This is a genomic window from Streptomyces sp. NPDC048637, from assembly GCF_040650675.1.
GTDB lineage: Bacteria > Actinomycetota > Actinomycetes > Streptomycetales > Streptomycetaceae > Streptomyces.
In genome coordinates this window covers 1-16,882 of record NZ_JBEZHQ010000026.1, presented here as the reverse complement: position 1 = coordinate 16,882, position 16,882 = coordinate 1, and the positions used below count along the sequence as shown (strand labels likewise).

Genomic DNA, 16,882 nt, shown 5'->3' with positions numbered 1-16,882 from the left:
GGAACTCAGGACTCCTGGGTGACGGAGACGAGCACGTCGTCCCCTTCGATCTTTACGGGGTATACGGGGACGGGGCGCGTCGCGGGAAGGCCGTTCGGCTTGCCGGTGCGCAGGTCGAAGCTCGACCCGTGCAGCCAGCACTCGATCGAGCAGTCCTCGACCTCGCCTTCCGATAGCGAGACGTTCGCGTGCGAGCAGATGTCGTTGATCGCGAACACCTCGCCCTCGGTGCGGACCAGAGAGACGGGCGTGCCGTCGAGTTCCACCCGCTTGGGGGTGTCCTCCTCCAGCTCGCTGAGCGCCGCTGCGCGTACGTACGTCATGCCGCGGACGCTTCCAGCTCGGCCTCGATCTTGCTCATCAGACGCTCTTCGACGTCCGGGAGACCGATCTGCTGGACCAGCTCGGCGAAGAAGCCGCGGACGACCAGCCGGCGGGCCTCGTCGGCCGGGATACCGCGGGCCATCAGGTAGAACAGCTGCTCGTCGTCGAAGCGGCCGGTCGCCGAGGCGTGGCCGGCGCCGACGATCTCGCCGGTCTCGATCTCAAGGTTGGGGACCGAGTCGACCCGCGCACCGTCGGTGAGGACGAGGTTGCGGTTGAGCTCGTAGGTGTCCGTGCCGGTGGCCGACGCCTGGATGAGGACATCGCCGATCCAGACCGCGTGTGCGTCCTGGCCCTGGAGCGCGCCCTTGTACGTGACGTGGGAGCGGCAGTTGGGCGCCTCGTGGTCGACCATGAGGCGGTGCTCCTGGTGCTGGCCCTCTTCGGTGAAGTACAGACCGTAGAGCTCGGCCTCGCCGCCGGGTCCCGCGTACGTGATGCGCGGGTGCAGCCGGACGAGGTCGCCGCCGAAGGTGACGACCACGGACTTGAAGCTCGCGTCCCGGCCGACGAGGGCGTTGTGCTGCCCGACGTGCACGGCCTGGTCGTCCCAGTCCTGGACGGAGACGACGGTCAGCTTGGCGCCGTCACCGAGGAGGTAGTCGACGTTGGCGGCGAGCACCGCGTCACCGGTGTGGTCGATGACGACGACCGCCTCGGCGAACGCGCCGAGCTCGATGACCTGGTGGCCGAAGGCGGTACCGCCCTCACCGTGCACGGTGATCCGGATGGGCTCGGGGAGCACGGTCTCCTTGGGAACCGAGACCACCGAGGCCTTCTCGAAGGAGCTGTACGCCTGCGCGGCGACCCGGTCCACGGGCTTGCCGGCCTTGCCGACCCGCGGGTCGGTGCGGTCGACCAGCTCGTGGGTGACGCCCTCGGGAGCGGTGATGTCGATCTTCAGGTCCGGACCGCCGGCCTCGGCACTGCCGTCGTGCAGGCCCTTCAGACGCGCGAGGGGCGTGAAGCGCCACTCCTCCTCGCGGCCGTGCGGCACCGGGAAGTCCGCCACGTCGTAGGACGGCGGGGCGCTCATCCGGGTGGCGACGGTGGACTCCGCGGCCACCGCGATGGAGCCGGTGGTCGTGGAACCCGCCGGGATGTTCTGAGCCTCAGCCATGGCTGTCGTAGTGCTCGCTTTCTGGTTGCGATCCTCGGCCTGCCCGCAGGGCGGCCGCCGCGTCGATCGTTGAGTGTGCCGTGGCCGTCAGCCGACCGAACCTTCCATCTGCAGCTCGATCAGCCGGTTGAGCTCCAGCGCGTACTCCATCGGCAGCTCACGGGCGATCGGCTCGACGAAGCCGCGCACGATCATCGCCATGGCCTCGAACTCCGTCAGGCCGCGGGCCATCAGGTAGAAGAGCTGGTCCTCGCTGACCTTGGAGACGGTCGCCTCGTGGCCCATCGACACGTCGTCCTCGCGGACGTCGACGTAGGGGTAGGTGTCCGAGCGGGAGATGGTGTCCACCAGCAGGGCGTCACACAGCACGTTGGACTTGGAGCCCGCGGCGCCCTCGCCGATCTCGACCAGACCGCGGTAGGAGGTCCGGCCGCCGCCTCGCGCCACCGACTTGGAGACGATGTTGGAGGAGGTGTTCGGCGCCATGTGGACCATCTTGGAGCCGGCGTCCTGGTGCTGGCCCTCGCCCGCGAAGGCGATGGACAGGGTCTCGCCCTTGGCGTGCTCGCCCATGAGGTAGACCGCCGGGTACTTCATGGTCACCTTGGAGCCGAGGTTGCCGTCGACCCACTCCATGGTCGCGCCCTCGTAGGCGACGGCGCGCTTGGTGACCAGGTTGTAGACGTTGTTCGACCAGTTCTGGATGGTCGTGTAGCGGCAGCGGCCGCCCTTCTTCACGATGATCTCGACCACCGCGGAGTGCAGCGAGTCCGACTTGTAGATCGGCGCCGTGCAGCCCTCGACGTAGTGGACGTAGGCGTCCTCGTCGACGATGATCAGCGTCCGCTCGAACTGGCCCATGTTCTCGGTGTTGATCCGGAAGTAGGCCTGGAGCGGGATGTCGACGTGGACACCCTTGGGCACGTAGATGAACGAGCCGCCGGACCACACCGCGGTGTTCAGCGACGCGAACTTGTTGTCGCCGACCGGGATGACCGTGCCGAAGTACTCCTGGAAGAGCTCCGGGTGCTCCTTGAGCGCGGTGTCGGTGTCCAGGAACAGGACGCCCTGCTCCTCCAGGTCCTCACGGATCTGGTGGTAGACGACCTCGGACTCGTACTGCGCGGCGACACCGGCGACCAGGCGCTGCTTCTCCGCCTCGGGGATGCCGAGCTTGTCGTAGGTGTTCTTGATGTCCTCGGGCAGGTCCTCCCAGGAGGCGGCCTGCTGCTCGGTGGAGCGGACGAAGTACTTGATGTTGTCGAAGTCGATACCCGACAGGTCCGAGCCCCAGTTCGGCATGGGCTTCTTGTCGAACAGCTTCAGACCCTTGAGGCGGAGCTTGAGCATCCACTCCGGCTCGTTCTTCTTCGCCGAGATGTCGCGGACGACGGCCTCGGAGAGGCCGCGCTTGGCGGAGGCGCCGGCCACGTCGGAGTCGGCCCAGCCGTATTCGTACTTGCCCAGGCCCTCGAGCTCAGGGTGAGCAGTCTCCGTGGGGAGCGTCATGCGGGGTTCCTCCCGGCCGTGCTTGCAGATGCTGTGGTGGTCTTGGTGGTGCGTGCGGTGCTGTGAGCGGCCTTGCCGGCACCGGCCTTCGGGACGAAGGTCGTGCACACCCCGTCGCCGTGGGCGATGGTGGCAAGACGCTGTACATGGGTCCCCAGCAATCGGGAGAAGACCTCGGTCTCCGCCTCGCACAGCTGCGGGTACTGCTCGGCGACATGGGCGACCGGGCAGTGGTGCTGGCAGAGCTGTTCACCGAGCTGGGGATTGGGGGCGCTGCGCGCCGTAGCAGCGTACCCGTCCGCGGTCAACGCCTTCGCAAGGGCCTCGGTGCGGGCCGCCGGCTCGGCGGCCTCGACCGCCTCGCGGTAGCCCTCGGCCTGCGCGGCGAGCCGCGCGCGGGCGAACGCGGCGACGGCCGCCTCGCCCTTCTCGCCGCCGCCCGCGCTCTGCGCGATCCAGCGCAGCGCGTCGGTGGCGAGCTGGTCGTAGGCCTGGTCGAAGGCGTCCCGTCCGCAGTCGGTGAGGGCGAAGGCCTTGGCGGGGCGGCCGCGGCCGCGGTTGCCGTAGACACGCTTCTCACGGGGCTCGACGACGCCCTCCGCGGCCAGCGCGTCCAGATGCCGTCGGACGGCGGCCTGGGTCAGCTCCAGGCGAAGGGCGAGCTCGGCCGCGGTGGATGGACCGTGGTCGAGGATGGAGCGGGCGACCCTGTTGCGGGTGCCCTGCTGTTCATCGTGCGGCGCCGCGGCGTGCGGGGCGGGCCCGCGCCGCTCGGTCTGCTCGGGCGCGGAGGCGGCCGGCCCTTCGGTCTGCTCGACCGCGGGCCCTTCCTGATCCTCGCTCGCGTATTTCACAACGCCATTGTTGCGTAATTCGTCAAAGCGATACAAGCCTCGTCCGGATCACGGATGGGTGGCCTCTATCACTTAGGGTTACCTAAATCAAGTACCTGCCGGAGCGGCGGAAGCACCGCCGACCTGCGAAGGCCCGCCCGCGCCCGCAGCGGCGCACCACGGCTCACGGGCCGTGGAAATCCGTGCGATCACGCACCGCCAGATCGGGGAACGGGCGCCGATGAGGGCCCACGCCCCCATTGAAGGCCGGCCTGCCACTCTCCGTAGACTGCCCGGCATGCCCAGCACCTCCCCGGGGGGCGACCCCCGGCCTCCCGGCCGAGAGCCTGCCGTCGAGATCACCGGCCTGGTCAAGCGCTACGGGACCAGGACCGCCGTGGACGGGCTCGACCTGACCGTCGCCCGCGGCGCGGTGACCGCCGTGCTCGGCCCGAACGGCGCCGGCAAGACCACCACCGTCGAGACCTGCGAGGGCTACCGCCGCCCGGACGCCGGCCGGGTGCGGGTCCTGGGGCTGGACCCGGTCGCCGACGCCGCGGCACTGCGGCCGCGGATCGGCGTGATGCTGCAGTCCGGCGGCGTCTACGCGGGCGCCAGGGCGGAGGAAATGCTGCGGCACACCGCCACCCTGCACGCCCACCCCCTCGACGTCGGCACGCTCATCGACCGGCTCGGCCTCGGCAGCTGCGGCCGGACCCCCTACCGGCGGCTGTCCGGCGGCCAGCAACAACGGCTGGCGCTGGCGATGGCCGTGGTCGGCCGCCCCGAGCTGGTCTTCCTGGACGAGCCGACGGCCGGACTCGACCCGCAGGCCCGGCACGCCACCTGGGACCTCGTACGGGAACTGCGCGCCGACGGCGTCAGCACCGTACTGACCACACACTTCATGGACGAGGCCGAGCAGCTCGCCGACGATGTCGCGATCATCGACGGCGGCCGGGTGATCGCCCAGGGCAGCCCGGACGAGCTGTGCCGCGACGGCGCGGAGAACAGCCTGCGCTTCACCGGCCGCCCCGGACTCGACCTCGCCTCGCTCCTCAAGGCGCTGCCCGCGGACAGCGCCGCAGCGGAGCCCGCCTCCGGCGTCTACCGCGTCCACGGCAAGGTCAACCCGCAGCTGCTGGCCACCGTCGCCTCCTGGTGCGCCCAGAACGGCGTGATGCCCGACGCGATAGCCGTCGAACGCCACACCCTGGAGGACGTCTTCCTGGAGCTCACGGGTAAGGAGCTGCGCGCATGACACGGCAGGGCCACGCGATCGCCGGCCGGGGGTCCGGGGGTTGTCCCCCGGGACAGCACGGCCTGGAGCTCACGGGTAAGGAGCTGCGCGCATGACCACCACCGAGGCCGGCGGCGCCACCGGCACCTTCAGCCCGCGGCCCGGGGCGGCTCCGCTGCCCCGGATGATCCGCGCGCAGGCGGCCCTGGAGACCAGGATGCTGCTGCGCAACGGGGAGCAGCTGCTGCTGACCGTGATCATCCCGACGCTGCTGCTGGTGCTGTTCTCCGCCGTCGACATCATCGCGGTGCCCACCGACACGGCCGGCGGCGCGGGCAGGTCCGTCGACTTCCTGGCGCCCGGCGTCCTGGCGCTCGCGGTGCTGTCGACCGCCTTCACCGGCCAGGCCATCGCGACCGGCTTCGAGCGGCGCTACGGCGTGCTCAAGCGGCTCGCCGTCTCGCCGCTGCCGCGCTGGGGGCTGATGACCGCCAAGACCTGTGCGGTGCTGGTCACCGAGGTCCTGCAGATCGCGCTGCTGACCGCGGTCGCGCTCGCGCTGGGCTGGTCCCCGCACGGCACTCCGCTCACGGTGGCGCTGCTGCTCCTCCTGGGCACCGCTGCCTTCTCGGGCCTGGGCCTGCTGATGGCCGGCACGCTCAAGGCGGAGGCCACCCTCGCGGCGGCCAACCTGGTGTTCCTGCTGCTGCTGGTCGGCGGCGGCGTGATCGTCCCGCTGGACAAGTTCCCGGAGGCCGCCCAGAGCGTGCTCGGGCTGCTGCCGATCACGGCACTGTCCGACGGGCTGCGCGAGGTGCTCCAGCACGGCGCCGGCATCCCCTGGCCGGACCTCGGCGTCCTCGCGGTGTGGGCGGTGCTGGGGCTGGGGGCCGCGGCGCGGTTCTTCCGCTGGGAGTAGACGGCCGCGGTACGGCTCCAACGGGTGATTCCGCCGCGGACGCACCCCTCGTGAAAGTTTGCACAAGGGGCCGCCTACGATGGCTCCCGTGCCGAACACGCTGAATCCCCTTGAGCTGATCGCCCGCCGCTGGCAGCCGTCCGCGGCCTTTGTGCGACGGGCCGCGCTGGCGACTGTCGTCATGGCCGTGATCATCGTCGTCACGGGCGGCGCGGTCCGGCTCTCCCAGTCCGGGCTGGGCTGCTCGACCTGGCCCAAGTGCACCCCGGACAGCCTGACGCCGACGGCCGCGATGGGCATCAACGGCCTCATCGAGTTCGGCAACCGCATGCTGACGTATGTGCTGTGCGCGGTCGTCGGGCTGTTCATCATCGCCGCCCGCGCCCGCGCCCCCCGGCGCCGCTCGCTCACCCGGCTCGGCTGGGCGCAGTTCTGGCTCGTCACGAGCAACGCCGTCATCGGCGGCGTCACGGTCCTGACCGGCCTGAACCCGTACATCGTCAGCTCGCACTTCCTCGCGGCCACGGCGCTGCTCACGGTCGCCGTGCTGAGCTGGAAGCGGGCGAGTGAGGGCGACGAGGAGCCGCGTGACCTGGTCGCCCGACCGGCGCGGCAGCTGGCCTGGCTGCTGGTCGCCGCGACCGGCGCGCTCACCGTCATCGGCACGGTCGTCACGGGCACGGGCCCGCACGCGGGCGACGCCAAGAAGGTCCACCGCATCCCGCTGGACTGGCAGGAGATCACCCAGCTCCACGTCGACTTCGTCTACATCGTCGTCGGCCTGTCCGTCGCCCTGTGGTTCACGCTGCGCGCCGTCAAGGCGCCGGCCGCCCCGCGCCGGATGCTCCTGGAGCTGTTCGCCGGTATCGCCGCGCAGGGCGTCATCGGCTACGTCCAGTACTTCACGGGTCTGCCCGAAATCGTCATCGGGCTCCACATGCTGGGCTCCGCCCTGGTGTGGATCTGTGTGCTGCGGGTCTCGCTGTCGTTGCGCGACCGCGGTCCGCTCCAGGAGAAGGACCCCGGCAGGCCCGCCCCCTCCGGTGAGCAGGAGGCACCGGAGCCTCAGGCGGCCTCCGCGCTCAGCCGGTAGACCCGGCGCGCGGTTCCGAACCCGATCGTCTCGGTGATCCGCCGCCCGTCCTCCGGCCCGCACAGGCCCTCGTCGGTCCACTCCCGTACGAGGCGCGCCATGGCGCGCAGGAAGCACCGGGCACCGGTCACATAGAGCTCGGGCAGCCCCCGGGCGCCCGAGGAGAACAGCAGCTTGCCGAACGGTGCCTGACCGAGCGTCTCCTCGGGGCGGGGCCCGGCGTCCGCGTACACATGGGCGTGCACCGCGGCGAGCTGCGCCGCCCGCCGGTGGTGCGGCGCCTCCGGCAGCAGGACGAGATCCGAGCCGATGCCGGTGGTGGCGCGCAGAAAGGCCGCCAGCGGCTGCGGATCGGGGCAGTGCAGCTGCACCGGCAGACCGGTCGCCACCGCGCTCCACAGCAGATGCCGTACGAGCACGGGCTCCCCGAGCCGCTCCCCTGGCCGGCGGCCGCGCAGCCAGCGGTCCGCGGCCCGCCGCACCTCACCGGCCTCCGGGGCGTGCCCCTCGCAGGAGGTGGCGCCGGAGGCGAAGGCGGTGGCGTGCTGGGCCGCGGCGTAGAGGGCCTCGGCGGTGTAGCCGATGAAGGAATCGACGCTGCCGGAGGTGTCGGCGACCTGCTCGGCGAGCGGTTCGAGCCGTACGACCTCATGGGCGCGGGCCGCGGCGGCGGTGGCGAGTTCGGTGGCCGAGGTCAGATTGCTGGGGGCCCCGGCCTCCAGCAGGAACGTGCCGATTCCGGAGCCGCGCAGCAGCATGCGTCCGGCCCGGTAGGCACCGACCTCGCGTCTGCGGGCCAGGTAGCGGGCGGGCGGGCAGTGCGGTTCCAGGCCGAGCAGCGGGGGGCACCAGCGGCGTATCGCGAGGCCGGTGAAGCTGTCGAAGTAGCTGGTGCCGGCGGGGGCCGGGCCGTGTGCGCCGGCCGCGGCGGCGAGGTGGGTCTCGAAGGAGCCGAGGCCGAGCTCGTCGTGCACCGCGCCGACGCTGTACTGGTCGATGAGCGGTGGAAGTCCGTCCATCCGCATCTCCTCGCCGCGAGCCCGCCGGGCGCGGCCGAAGCGCCGCGCCCGGTGGGCTTAACGGACGAGGCGGTGGTGAGGTAGCGGGCTCCGCTTCCGGCGTACGCTCCGGCGCACGGCGCCCGGGTACCGCCCGTCAGGTGTTGGCCGGGCCGCCGACCTGGATGCCTGCCATCCGGGACCACTCGTAGCGTCCGGTGCGGACCCTGGCGGCGAGGTCGCCGTCGAAGTCGTCCTGGAGGGTGATGCCGGCCGCGGTGGCCGCGTCCTTGGCGGAGTCGGAGGAGTCCGCGACGAGGTTCCCCCACTCACCGTTGGCCCCGACGAGGGCGATCCGGATGCGGCCGCGGCCGATGTGCGCGAGCTGGCCCTCGGCGCTGCCGCCGTGGGTGTCGGCAAAGGCGCGGATCTGCTTGGCGAGCTTGGCCGTGCGCCGGCCGGCCCGCTTGTCGGCCGCCGTGCCGGCTGCCGTCTCCACCTGCTCTTCCGCCTGCTGGGTGTCTGCCATACCCAGCATGCTACCCGCGAGTATGGCCAATGGTGAGGGTGATCCCCCACACCTCTCAGCGAAGGAAGGGGTCCACGGCGACGGCGACGAACAGCAGCGACACATAGGTGATGGACCAGTGGAACAGCCGCATCTCCTTGAGCTTGGCGCCCGTGACGCCGGCCTTCGCGCGGGCCTGGAGACCGTGCGCCTCCTTGAGCCAGAAGGCTCCGCAGACGAGCGCGACCGCGGTGTAGAACCAGCCGGTGTAGCCCAGCGGCTGCAGCAGCAGCGAGACCGCCACCATCACCCAGCTGTAGGCGACGATCTGCCGGGCGACCACCTTGTTGCCCGCGACGGCCGGCAGCATCGGCACACCGACCCGCTCGTAGTCGTCCTTGACCTTCATCGACAGCGGCCAGTAATGCGGCGGCGTCCAGAAGAAGATGACCAGGAAGAGAATGAACGAGGCCCAGGAGACGGAGTTCGTCACCGACGACCAGCCGATGAAGACCGGCATGCAGCCCGCGATACCGCCCCACACGATGTTCTGCGAAGTGCGCCGCTTGAGAATCATCGTGTAAACGACGACATAGAAAAGCAGCGCACCGAGCGACAGCATCGCCGACAGCGGGTTGACGAGGTACCAGAACCAGGCGGTGGAGCCGACCGCGAGGGCGGTCGCGAAGACCAGGCATTCACGGGGGCTCACGATGCCGGTGATCAGCGGACGCTGGGACGTGCGGTCCATCAGCGCGTCGATGTCGCGGTCGAGGTACATGTTGAAGGCCGCGGCGCCGCCAGCGGAGAGGTAGCCGCCGATGCAGGTCGCCAGGACCAGCCACAGATCGGGCACTCCCTTGGCCGCCAGGAACATCACCGGCACGGTGGTCATCAGCAGCAGCTCGATGACCCGTGGCTTCGTCAGCGCCACGAACCCTTTGACGCGGGCCCCGAACGGCCGCTCACCGGGATTCCTGGGGACCTGAGCAAGCTCCCCCACAGCCTTGACGGCGTGGGCGGTGCCCCCACCCGCAGGACGGGATTCGACGGCCGTCACGCACACCCCTGGAAGTAACGTCAGCGGCCTCTGCCGCAGAGGAGAAAAGGCATGCAAGCCCATCCGGCGGTGAAGACGCGGTGTAGGGCTTGCGCGTACCACGCCACTTTAGACGTTGGCCATACGGCGATCTTCGCGGGGGTGGGGTCGTGTTGGCGCCGGGCAGCGGTGCGGCGGCCACACCTTCACCCGGGTGTCCGCCCGGCGTTCAGGAGGCGAACCGGACCGCCGCCCGGCAGTCTGGTCGTAGGGCCCGCACATCTGGGACCGGAATGCCAGAAGTCCTGATGTGGTTGCCCGGAGCGACGGGCCGCCGCGACAGCACCGCACCGACTGAGCGCCGAAAACACCGACTGAGCGTCGAAAAGACGCACGCACTGGCGGGGGTAGGCTCGACACCGCCTGGCGGACATACCGTCCGCGGCATTCGACATGTGGAGAGGAGCCCTGACTCAGGGTGAGCACCAAGCCGACCACCACAGATCTCGAGTGGACCGAACTGGATCAGCGGGCAGTGGACACCGTCCGTGTCCTGGCCATGGATTCCGTGCAGAAGGTCGGTAACGGCCATCCGGGTACGGCCATGAGCCTGGCACCGGCCGCCTACCTTCTCTTCCAGAAGCTGATGCGGCACGACCCGGCGGACGCGAACTGGACCGGCCGCGACCGGTTCGTCCTCTCCGCGGGCCACTCCAGCCTGACCCTCTACATCCAGCTCTACCTCGCCGGTTACGGCCTGGAGCTGGGCGACCTGGAGGCGTTCCGCACCTGGGGCTCGAAGACCCCGGGCCACCCCGAGTACGGCCACACCACCGGCGTGGAGACCACCACCGGCCCGCTGGGCCAGGGTGTCGCCAACGCGGTCGGCATGGCGATGGCGTCGCGCTACGAGCGCGGCCTGTTCGACCCCGATGCGGCTCAGGGCACCTCGCCCTTCGACCACACCATCTACTGCATCGCCGGTGACGGCTGCCTCCAGGAGGGCATCTCCGCCGAGGCGTCCTCCCTGGCGGGCCACCAGAAGCTCGGCAACCTCATCCTGCTGTGGGACGACAACCACATCTCCATCGAGGGTGACACCGAGACCGCGGTCTCCGAGGACACCCTCAAGCGCTACGAGGCCTACGGCTGGCACGTCCAGCGTGTCGCGCAGCTCCCCAGCGGCGACCTGGACCCGGCCGGTCTGGCCAGGGCCATCGAGGCCGCCAAGGCCGAGACCGAGCGCCCGTCGTTCATCGCGATGCGCTCGATCATCGCCTGGCCCGCCCCGAACGCCCAGAACACCGAGGCCGCGCACGGCTCGGCGCTGGGTGACGAGGAGGTCGCGGCCACCAAGCGCGTCCTGGGCTTCGACCCGGAGAAGTCCTTCGACGTCGCCGACGAGGTGCTCGCGCACAGCCGCGCCGCCCTCGACCGCGGCCGCGACGCCAAGAAGGAGTGGGAGAAGTCCTTCGCCGACTGGCGCGCCGCCAACCCGGAGCGTGCCGCGGAGTTCGACCGGATCGCGGCGGGCGAGCTGCCCGCGGGCTGGGAGGAACACCTCCCGTCGTTCGAGACCGGCAAGTCCGTGGCCACCCGCGCCGCGTCCGGCAAGGTGCTGCACGCGCTCGGCGGGGTCATCCCCGAGCTGTGGGGCGGCTCCGCCGACCTGGCGGGCTCGAACAACACCACGATCGACAAGACCTCGTCGTTCCTGCCCGAGGGCAACCCGCTGCCGGGCGCCAACCCCTACGGCCGCACGATCCACTTCGGCATCCGTGAGCACTCCATGGCCGCGGAGATGAACGGCATCGCGCTGCACGGCAACACCCGCATCTACGGCGGCACCTTCCTGGTGTTCTCCGACTACATGCGCAACGCCGTCCGGCTGTCCGCGCTGATGCACCTGCCGGTGACGTACGTGTGGACGCACGACTCCATCGGTCTGGGCGAGGACGGCCCGACCCACCAGCCCATCGAGCACCTCGCCTCGCTGCGCGCCATTCCGGGCCTCAACATCGTGCGCCCGGCCGATGCCAACGAGACCGCGATCGCCTGGCGCGAGATCCTCCGGCGCTACACGAAGGAGTACGGCGTGGGGGCCCCGCACGGCCTCGCGCTGACCCGTCAGGGCGTGCCGACGTACCCCGCCAACGAGGACACCGCCAAGGGTGGTTACGTCCTCTTCGACGCCACCGGCCCCGAGGGGCAGGCCGCCGAGCCGCAGGTCGTGCTGATCGGTACCGGTTCCGAGGTGCAGCTCGCCGTCGGAGCGCGCGAGCAGCTGCAGGCCGAGGGCATTCCCACCCGCGTGGTGTCGATGCCGTCGGTCGAGTGGTTCGACCAGCAGGACCAGGCCTACCGCGACAGTGTGCTGCCCCCGTCCGTCCGGGCCCGGGTCGCCGTCGAAGCCGGCATCGGTCTGACCTGGCACCGTTTCGTCGGTGACGCCGGGCGCATCGTCTCCCTGGAGCACTTCGGTGCCTCGGCCGACGGCAAGGTCCTCTTCCGCGAGTTCGGCTTCACCGCCGACGCGGTCGCGGCCGCCGCCCGGGAATCCCTCGAAGCCGCCGCGCGCTGACGCCCGTCCACGACAAGTAGGAGATGCAGAACCCATGACAGACGCACTCAAGCGCCTCTCCGACGAAGGCGTCGCGATCTGGCTGGACGACCTGTCGCGCCAGCGCATCACGTCCGGCAACCTCGCCGAGCTGATCGACCAGCAGCATGTCGTCGGCGTCACGACCAACCCGTCGATTTTCCAGAAGGCCATCTCGGACGGCCACGGCTACGACCAGCAGGTCGCCGACCTCGCCGCCCGTAAGGTCACCGTCGAGGAAGCCATCCGCATGATCACGACGGCGGACGTCCGGGACGCCGCCGACATCCTGCGGCCGGTCTTCGACGCCACCGGCGGCCAGGACGGCCGGGTCTCCATCGAGGTCGACCCGCGCCTGGCACACCGCACCACCCCGACCATCGCCGAGGCCAAGCAGCTGGCGTGGCTGGTGGACCGCCCGAACACGCTGATCAAGATCCCGGCCACCAAGGCGGGTCTGCCGGCGATCACCGAGGTCATCGGCCTGGGCATCAGCGTCAACGTCACGCTGATCTTCTCGCTGGAGCGCTACCGCGAGGTCATGGACGCCTACCTGGCGGGCCTGGAGAAGGCCAAGGCCGCGGGCCTGGACCTGTCCCTGATCCGTTCGGTGGCCTCGTTCTTCGTGTCCCGTGTGGACTCCGAGATCGACAAGCGCCTGGAGAAGACCGGCACCGACGAGGCCAAGGCCCTCAAGGGCAAGGCCGCGCTGGCGAACGCCCGGCTCGCCTACGAGGCGTACGAGGAGGTCTTCTCCTCGGAGCGCTGGGCCGCCCTCGACAAGGTCGGCGCCAACAAGCAGCGTCCGCTGTGGGCCTCGACCGGCGTCAAGGACCCCGCGTACAAGGACACCCTGTACGTGGACGAGCTGGTCGCCCCGGGCACGGTCAACACCATGCCGGAGGCCACTCTGGAGTCCACCGCCGACCACGGTGACATCACCGGTGACACCGTGCGCGGCGGGTACGCGCAGGCCAGGGCCGACCTGGACGCGATCGCCAAGCTCGGGATCTCGTACGACGAGGTCGTGCAGCTCCTGGAGGACGAGGGCGTGGAGAAGTTCGAGGCGTCCTGGAACGACCTGCTCAAGTCCACGGAGGCGGAGCTCAAGCGCCTCGCTCCCTCGGAGGGCTGATCTCCCTTGACTGACTCACACGGAGCCAACCCGCTCCGTGACGCCCTGGACCGACGGCTCCCGCGTATCGCGGGGCCGTCGGGCCTGGTCATCTTTGGCGTCACGGGCGATTTGTCCCGTAAAAAGCTGATGCCCGCGGTCTACGACCTCGCCAACCGGGGGCTGCTCCCACCGGGCTTCTCACTCGTCGGGTTCGCCCGCCGCGAGTGGGAGCACGAGGACTTCGCGCAGGAGGTGTACGCGGCGGTCAAGGAGCACTCCCGTACGCCGTTCCGCGAGGAGGTCTGGCAGCAACTGGTCCAGGGCTGCCGCTTCGTCCAGGGCAACTTCGACGACGACGAGGCCTTCGAGACGCTCAAGGAGACGATAAACGAGCTCGACAAGGCGCAGGGGACCGGCGGCAACTTCGCCTTCTACCTGTCCGTGCCGCCGAAGTTCTTCCCCAAGGTCGTCCAGCAGCTGAAGAAGCACGGGCTGGCCGAGCAGAAGGAGGACTCCTGGCGCCGCGCGGTCATCGAGAAGCCCTTCGGGCACAACCTGGAGAGCGCGCAGGAGCTCAACCGGATCGTCCACGAGGTCTTCCCGCCGCACGAGGTCTTCCGGATCGATCACTACCTGGGCAAGGAGACGGTCCAGAACATCCTGGCGCTGCGGTTCGCCAACACGATGTTCGAGCCGCTGTGGAACCGCAGCTATGTCGACCATGTCCAGATCACGATGGCCGAGGACATCGGCATCGGCGGCCGGGCCGGCTACTACGACGGCATCGGCGCCGCCCGTGACGTCATCCAGAACCACCTCCTCCAGCTGCTCGCACTGACCGCGATGGAGGAGCCCGCCTCCTTCGAGGCGGACGCGCTGGTCGCGGAGAAGACCAAGGTGCTGGGCGCGGTCCGGCTGCCCAAGGACCTCGGCAAGGAGACCGTCCGCGCGCAGTACGCGGCGGGCTGGCAGGGCGGCGCAAAGGCCGTCGGCTACCTCCAGGAAGACGGCATCGACCCCAAGTCGAAGACCGACACCTATGCCGCGATCAAGCTGTCGATCGACAACCGCCGCTGGGCGGGTGTCCCCTTCTACCTGCGGACCGGCAAGCGCCTGGGCCGCCGGGTCACCGAGATCGCGGTGGTCTTCCAGCGCGCTCCGCACTCCCCCTTCGACCACACCGCCACCGAGGAGCTGGGGCAGAACGCCCTGGTCATCCGGGTGCAGCCGGACGAGGGCGTGACCGTGAGGTTCGGCTCCAAGGTGCCGGGCACCTCGATGGAGGTGCGGGATGTGTCGATGGACTTCGCCTACGGCGAGTCCTTCACGGAGTCCAGCCCCGAGGCCTACGAACGGCTGCTCCTCGATGTGCTGCTCGGCGACGCCAACCTCTTCCCGCGTGTGGAGGAGGTGGAGCAGTCCTGGCGGATCCTCGACCCGATCGAGGAGTACTGGGACAAGCACGGCAAGCCCGCGCAGTACCCGGCGGGCACCTGGGGCCCCACCGAGGCGGACGAAATGCTCGCACGAGACGGACGGAGCTGGCGTCGCCCATGAAGATCGATCTGACGGAAACCACGTCCAGCAAGATCAACAAGGCGTTGGTCCAGGGCCGTCGCGCCGTCGGCACCCCTGCCATCGGCATGGTGCTCACCCTCGTCATCGTCACCGATGAGGAGAACGCCTATGACGCGCTGAAGGCGGCCAACGACGCGTCCCGTGAGCACCCCTCGCGCACCCTCGTGGTCATCAAGCGGGTCAGCCGCTCGCCGCGCGACCGCGCCAAGGCCCGCCTCGATGCCGAGGTACGGGTCGGCACGGACGCCGGAACCGGCGAGACGGTCATATTGCGGCTGTACGGCGATGTCATCGACCACGCCCAGTCCGTGGTGCTGCCGCTGCTACTGCCGGACGCCCCGGTCGTGGTCTGGTGGGCGGTGAACGCCCCGGCGGCCCCCGCCCAGGATCCGCTCGGCGCGCTCGCGCAGCGCCGGGTCACCGATGCCTACGCCGCCGAGCAGCCCATCCATGAGCTGTCCACCCGCGCGGAGACGTACACGCCGGGCGACACGGATCTCTCCTGGACCCGGATCACGCCGTGGCGCTCGATGCTGGCGGCGGCGCTCGACCAGGCTCCGTGCACGGTCACCTCCGCCGAGGTGACGGGCGAGGAGTTCAACCCCAGCTGCGAGCTGCTCGCCATGTGGCTGGCCGACAGGCTGAACGTCCCGGTCACCCGCAGGGTGTCCAGCGGCCCCGGTCTGACGGCCGTGCGGATGGAGTCCAGCAGCAGCGGTGCGATCGTGCTGGACCGCCCGGACGGTTCGCTGGCCACGCTCTCGATGCACGGCCAGCCCGACCGTGCGGTGGCGCTCAAGCGGCGGGACACCTCCGAGCTGCTCGCCGAGGAGCTGCGCCGGCTCGACCCGGACGAGATCTACGCCAGTGCGCTGAAGTACGGCGTGGACCGGCTCGATGACGGCAACGGCGAGCAGCCGGCCGCCGAGGAGAATGCGGCGGCCGAGAGCGCACCTGCCAAGCCCGCGGCGAAGAAGGCCGCGAAGAAGGCGGCCGCCAAGTGAGTGCTCCGCAGGTGGTCGTCCACCGCGACAAGGAGCTGATGGCCAAGGCCGCGGCGGCCCGGCTGATCACGAAGATCGTGGACGCCCAGGCCGCCCGTGGCTCGGCCTCCGTGGTCCTGACCGGCGGGCGCAACGGCAATGGGCTGCTCGCGGCCCTTGCCGAGGCGCCCGCCCGGGACGCGGTGGACTGGTCCCGGCTCGATCTGTGGTGGGGCGACGAGCGGTTCGCACCGGACGGCGATCCGGAGCGCAACCACACCCAGGCCCGGGAGGTGCTGCTGGACAGCGTTCCGCTGAACCCGGCCCGGGTACACCCCATGCCCCCGTCGGACGGCCCGTACGGCAATGACGCCGACGCCGCCGCCGAGGCGTACGCGGCCGAACTCGCCGCCGCCGCGGGCCCCGAGGACCACGGCCCGGTGCCGTCCTTCGACGTCCTGCTGCTGGGCGTCGGCCCGGACACCCATGTCGCCTCGCTCTTTCCGGAGCTGCCCGCCGTCTACGAGGAGGAGCGGACGGTGGTCGGGGTGCACGGCGCGCCGAAGCCGCCGCCCACCCGGGTCTCGCTGACCCTGCCCGCGATTCGTGCGGCGCGGGAGGTCTGGCTGCTGGCGGCCGGCGAGGACAAGGCCAATGCCGCGGCCATCGCCCTCTCCGGCGCCGGTGAGGTCCAGGCCCCTGCGGCCGGCGCACGGGGCCGCAGCCGGACCCTGTGGCTGCTGGACGAGGCGGCGGCATCCCAGCTGCCGCGCGGCCTCTACCCGCCGGCTTCGGCCTGAGCCCCCACCGGCTCCGGACCGAGCACGTCACCAGCGCACGGCCGTAGGCCCCGCGCCCTTCCTTGAGGGGATGCCGTTGGTTAATCCGGGGTCCGGGTTGTTTCGCCCCGCCGAGCTTGTTGCTCGGCGGGGCGAAGTGCTGCCAGGTGGGAGGTTCGGGTG

General features: G+C 70.5%; 15 protein-coding genes. 8 read left to right on the top strand and 7 right to left on the bottom strand.

Annotation, left to right across the window (positions count from 1 at the left end; genetic code table 11):
* Positions 1–5 precede the first annotated feature (5 nt).
* The 4 genes from AB0C46_RS27500 to AB0C46_RS27485 all read right to left on the bottom strand — a co-directional run bounded on the left by AB0C46_RS27500 (position 6) and on the right by AB0C46_RS27485 (position 3,867).
* Entirely contained in the window at positions 6–323 is a 318-nt protein-coding gene (locus AB0C46_RS27500; protein ID WP_018091858.1) for a non-heme iron oxygenase ferredoxin subunit, read from the bottom strand.
* On the bottom strand, positions 320–1,504 hold the full coding sequence (sufD, locus tag AB0C46_RS27495) for a Fe-S cluster assembly protein SufD (RefSeq protein WP_362831017.1): 1,185 nt from the start codon (positions 1,502–1,504) through the stop codon (positions 320–322). Before sufD ends, AB0C46_RS27500 begins: the two co-directional genes overlap by 4 nt.
* Positions 1,505–1,591: 87 nt before the next feature.
* Positions 1,592–3,013 (bottom strand): Fe-S cluster assembly protein SufB, encoded by a 1,422-nt coding sequence (gene sufB / locus AB0C46_RS27490; RefSeq protein WP_260638218.1) that lies wholly within the window; start codon positions 3,011–3,013, stop codon positions 1,592–1,594.
* Complete coding sequence (locus AB0C46_RS27485) at positions 3,010–3,867, bottom strand: ArsR family transcriptional regulator (protein ID WP_362831016.1); 858 nt, start codon at positions 3,865–3,867, stop codon at positions 3,010–3,012. Before AB0C46_RS27485 ends, sufB begins: the two co-directional genes overlap by 4 nt.
* Positions 3,868–4,144: 277 nt before the next feature.
* On the opposite strand from AB0C46_RS27485, the gene AB0C46_RS27480 reads away from it, so the two are divergent.
* The 3 genes from AB0C46_RS27480 (at position 4,145) to AB0C46_RS27470 (ending at position 7,098) form a co-directional block, all read left to right on the top strand.
* Positions 4,145–5,107, top strand: coding sequence for an ABC transporter ATP-binding protein (locus AB0C46_RS27480; RefSeq protein ID WP_362831014.1), 963 nt, complete (start codon positions 4,145–4,147; stop codon positions 5,105–5,107).
* A gap of 91 nt (positions 5,108–5,198) precedes the next feature.
* Positions 5,199–6,005: an ABC transporter permease gene (locus AB0C46_RS27475; RefSeq protein ID WP_362831013.1), complete on the top strand. Its 807-nt coding sequence runs from the start codon at positions 5,199–5,201 to the stop codon at positions 6,003–6,005.
* Positions 6,006–6,093: 88 nt separating this feature from the next.
* A complete protein-coding gene (locus AB0C46_RS27470; RefSeq protein WP_362831012.1) occupies positions 6,094–7,098 on the top strand; it encodes a COX15/CtaA family protein in 1,005 nt (334 codons plus the stop codon).
* Here AB0C46_RS27470 and AB0C46_RS27465 read toward each other — a convergent pair.
* The 3 genes from AB0C46_RS27465 to AB0C46_RS27455 form a co-directional block, all read right to left on the bottom strand.
* Positions 7,071–8,117 carry an amidohydrolase gene (locus AB0C46_RS27465; RefSeq protein ID WP_362831011.1) on the bottom strand — a complete coding sequence of 349 codons (1,047 nt, stop codon included), beginning with the start codon at positions 8,115–8,117 and terminating at the stop codon, positions 7,071–7,073. The two genes, AB0C46_RS27470 and AB0C46_RS27465, sit on opposite strands and share 28 nt — an antisense overlap.
* Positions 8,118–8,253: 136 nt before the next feature.
* Complete coding sequence (locus AB0C46_RS27460) at positions 8,254–8,634, bottom strand: hypothetical protein (protein ID WP_362831010.1); 381 nt, start codon at positions 8,632–8,634, stop codon at positions 8,254–8,256.
* Positions 8,635–8,680: 46 nt separating this feature from the next.
* Positions 8,681–9,664 (bottom strand): heme o synthase, encoded by a 984-nt coding sequence (locus AB0C46_RS27455; RefSeq protein WP_362831009.1) that lies wholly within the window; start codon positions 9,662–9,664, stop codon positions 8,681–8,683.
* A 457-nt stretch (positions 9,665–10,121) separates the two neighbouring features.
* Here AB0C46_RS27455 and tkt point away from each other — a divergent pair, with 457 nt between their 5' ends.
* The 5 genes from tkt to pgl are packed head-to-tail and all read left to right on the top strand — an operon-like array spanning position 10,122 to position 16,720.
* A complete protein-coding gene (tkt, locus tag AB0C46_RS27450) occupies positions 10,122–12,224 on the top strand; it encodes a transketolase (RefSeq protein WP_362831008.1) in 2,103 nt (700 codons plus the stop codon).
* A 34-nt stretch (positions 12,225–12,258) separates the two neighbouring features.
* Positions 12,259–13,377, top strand: coding sequence for a transaldolase (gene tal / locus AB0C46_RS27445; protein WP_362831007.1), 1,119 nt, complete (start codon positions 12,259–12,261; stop codon positions 13,375–13,377).
* A gap of 6 nt (positions 13,378–13,383) precedes the next feature.
* Positions 13,384–14,916, top strand: a complete 1,533-nt coding sequence (gene zwf, locus AB0C46_RS27440; RefSeq protein WP_362831006.1) for a glucose-6-phosphate dehydrogenase — start codon at positions 13,384–13,386, stop codon at positions 14,914–14,916.
* The gene (opcA, locus tag AB0C46_RS27435) at positions 14,913–15,941 is read left to right on the top strand and encodes a glucose-6-phosphate dehydrogenase assembly protein OpcA (RefSeq protein ID WP_362831005.1); all 1,029 of its coding nucleotides are present in this window, start codon (positions 14,913–14,915) and stop codon (positions 15,939–15,941) included. The genes zwf and opcA overlap by 4 nt, the downstream gene beginning before the upstream one ends.
* On the top strand, positions 15,938–16,720 hold the full coding sequence (gene pgl / locus AB0C46_RS27430; RefSeq protein ID WP_362831004.1) for a 6-phosphogluconolactonase: 783 nt from the start codon (positions 15,938–15,940) through the stop codon (positions 16,718–16,720). Before opcA ends, pgl begins: the two co-directional genes overlap by 4 nt.
* Positions 16,721–16,882: the final 162 nt, after the last annotated feature.